At 65.7% G+C, this 3,325-nt stretch carries 3 protein-coding genes; all 3 read left to right on the plus strand.

Annotated elements, in window-relative coordinates; genetic code table 11:
* Positions 1-327: type III pantothenate kinase (locus AC5LUJ_RS23745; RefSeq protein WP_493465823.1), on the plus strand; the 327-nt coding region annotated here is incomplete at its 5' end.
* Between the two features lie 199 nt (positions 328-526).
* A complete protein-coding gene (locus AC5LUJ_RS23750) occupies positions 527-925 on the plus strand; it encodes a hypothetical protein (RefSeq protein ID WP_493465824.1) in 399 nt (132 codons plus the stop codon).
* Positions 926-939: 14 nt separating this feature from the next.
* Positions 940-3,325 (plus strand): ParA family protein (locus tag AC5LUJ_RS23755; protein ID WP_493465825.1); only part of this gene is annotated, 2,386 nt, incomplete at its 3' end.

Here is a 3,325-nt window from a genome sequence, read left to right on the forward strand (position 1 = left end):
GGCGGCGCGTTCGCCCCGGGCATCGAGATAGCCCTGGACGCGCTCGCGTCGCGGGCGGCGCAGCTGCGCAATGTCGAACTCATCCCACCCCGCTCGGTGATCGGGAAAAACACGGTCGAATGCCTCCAGTCCGGCATGATCTACGGCGTGGTGGGCCAGGTGGACGGCCTGGTACGCCGCATCACCAACGAACTGGACACCGACCCCGTGGTCATCGCCACCGGCGGACTCGCCTCCCTCGTCATCCGCGAGAGCGAAACCCTCCAGCACCACGAACCCCACCTGACCCTCATCGGCCTCCGCCTCATCTTCGAGAAGAACACATAGGAACTCCCGCCAGCCCCGTCCGCTCCCGGCGCCCCCGCGAGGGCCACCGGCAACTCATCTACGTCATCGGTCGCTGTCACATACCTATGTGCAACTCCTGTACTTCGCGGTCGCATTGACACCGATGCGCCGGGAAGGCAGCGGACGCGGGTGCGTGACCAGCCGACCGTAGACTTACGACATGGCGGTGGACGTGTCCGTGCGGGACCTTGTGCGTTCCTACGCGTCGCTGCGTGACGCGGTCGGCCAGAGCGCCGGTCCGGGCGGGCGGCTGCTGCGGTTTTACAGCGTCGAATGCGGCCTGAAGGCTGCCTACCTCGGCAAACGGGGTACGAGCGCACGAGGCACCGAGTCCCTGCCGCAGGAACTGCGCAGCCACGACCTGCGGCGCCTCGCCAAGGCGCTGAACCTCGGCCAGACATATCTGGACGGGCTGTCCGCCTGCCGACGGCGGCAAAGCCAGCGGGGGCCGGTCGATCATCATGAGCTGCACCAGGCATGGCGTTACGGCGCGGCCCTGGACGAGAACGACGAGAAAAGCGCGGTCAGTGCGCTCGACAAGTTGAGCGACTGGTGTCGTGAGGAGCATCGGAAATGAGCCCGGACGACATCATGCCGGCCCCTGAACACCTCTATACCTGGGTGGACGTGGACGAGTACTTCGCCTCGCTGGCCGCCCACGGGAAGTGGCCGCCCTGGCTGTTGGAAGTTGACGCCTTCTGGGACGAAATCGAGCTCACCGTCGCCGAGAATGTGCGGCCGCCCGAGCTCTGGGCCTGGCTCACCAACCAGCTCGGGCCACTGACCGTCGACGCCGGTCACGAGTATGTGCTGCTCGAGTCCGCCGACGGTGACGGCCGGCCGCTACCCGTCCGGCTACGGGTCGCGGAACAGGTGGAAAAGGTCGAGCGCCGGCCGCGCTGGCAGGAGCGCCGGATCGTCCGGCAGCTTGCCGAAAGTATTCCCCCACCGGACGACGCCACCTTCGCACATGACGTCCAGCTCTGCGCCTTCCATTCGTTCAAAGGCGGTGTCGGGCGGACCCTGCACTGTGTGGCGTTGGCGCGTGAACTGGCCAGCCGGCCGGGGCGGGATGGCAGGCGGAATCCCGTCCTGCTCGTCGACGCCGATCTGGAGGCCCCAGGAATCACCTGGATGCTCGCGGCCCAGGGACAGCGGATGGACTTCGCGCTGGAGGACTTTCTCGCGCTTCTCCACGGCTCGTCCGCCTCGGAGCGGGATGAGGTCATCGCGATCGGCCGAAGGTTCCTGTTGAACCAGCAGCTGGACAATGTGATCGTGCTTCCGGCGCGGCGGGACCCCGTCCGGCTCGGCCCACCGCGGATCGAACCGGTCGACCTGCTGACCCATGACCGGCCCGCGTACTTTCTCACCGAATCCCTTGCCGAGCTCGCGCACGCGCTCGGGACGGGTACCATCCTGCTCGACCTGCGGGCCGGCGCGAGCGAACTGAACTCACCGATCCTGCTGGACCCGCGAGTCCTGCGCGTGTTCGTCACGACAATGAGCGACCAGTCTCTCCGGGGAACCGAACACATCCTTCAGCAGATCGCCCACCGGGCACCGGCACGACAGCCTTCCGACCCGCAGTGCCGTGTCATCATCACACAGTTCGACAGCAAGGAACACAAATCACATCTGGCCGCCGCCGAAGCCACTCTCACCAGCGTGCTGGCCGCGACCTCCGTACCGGCCGCCGACTCCGAGGGTGACTTCCCCGACGATACGAGAATAATCGATCAGGATATCCGGACGGCACCGCTTCCCAGCCCGTTCGTTCCGCAGCTTCTGGCTCTGCCGGGAAGTTGGAACGACGTCGCCGCACTGGTCGACCAGGCGGATATCCGCCCTCGTGTCATGGCTCTCGCCGAGATTCTTCAGCCCACGCAGACCAGGAATAGTGCCGATGCGGCCGGGCAGGCCACCCCGCTCAGTCTGCCCGAGGCGCGCAGACGTCTCCACGAATGGGCCGACCGGCTGAAGTATGCCGAAAGCACCACCGATGAAGATGGTTTCCTCCCGACCGAGCCGCTGACAAACCTGGTCTCGGCGCACCGCACCGAAGCACCTATTGAGATCATGGTCGGTGCCAAGGGTTCCGGGAAGACGTTCACCTATCTGCGTATGTGCCGCCGTCCCACCTGGTCGGAGTTCGCCGAAGCGGCGGGTGTCAACGACGCCGAACTGGCGGCGAACCTCGTGCCGGTACTCGCCTCGCGTAATCTCGAGCCTTCCATCCAGGAGGAGATCCGCGCGGTACAGAACCACTCCGCCGCCCGGTTGACAGGTTCCGCGCCGGCCACCGGGCTCGAGCTGACCGACCTGATATCCAACTCGCTGGAGTCGGAGCACGGCTCCGTGACGTGGCGCAGAATCTGGTTGGCGCTGCTCGCCCGAGCCGCCGGTCTGGAAGCGACCCCGGATGATGCCGAAGAACAACTGACGACGCTGGCTCGCCAGCACCAGGCCATCTTCGTCATAGACGGCCTGGAAGACATTTTCCAGGAATTCAGCAAAGATTCCCGTCAACAGCAGGCACTACGAGCTCTGTTGACCGGCTGCACCGAGTGGCTGCGATCGTTGCGTGGCCACCCGCTCGGCCTCGTGGTGTTTGTCCGGCGCGACCTCGTGCTCAGTGCCATACGGCAGAACACGGACCAGTTCCTCACCCGTCACCAGGCATACGAGCTGCGCTGGAACAGAACCGAGGCGCTGCGGCTGGCCGCCTGGGTCTGTGAACGATCCAGCGCCCTGCGGCCACCGGCGGAGGTCACGATCAAGGAGGCCACGGACGACGTTCTGAGCAGGCTCCTCTTCGACGTGTGGGGGCAGAAGCTGGGTTCACTGAACTCGCGGGAAGCACGCTCGGAGGAATGGTTCTTCGCTGCCCTTTCGGATTTCAACCGACAGATTCAGGCCCGGGACATCGTGTCATTCCTGTCTGTCGCCGCCCGGTACTCGGCGGAGGACAAACCGG

The sequence above is a fragment of the Protofrankia sp. CiP1_Cm_nod3 genome, from assembly GCF_982290655.1.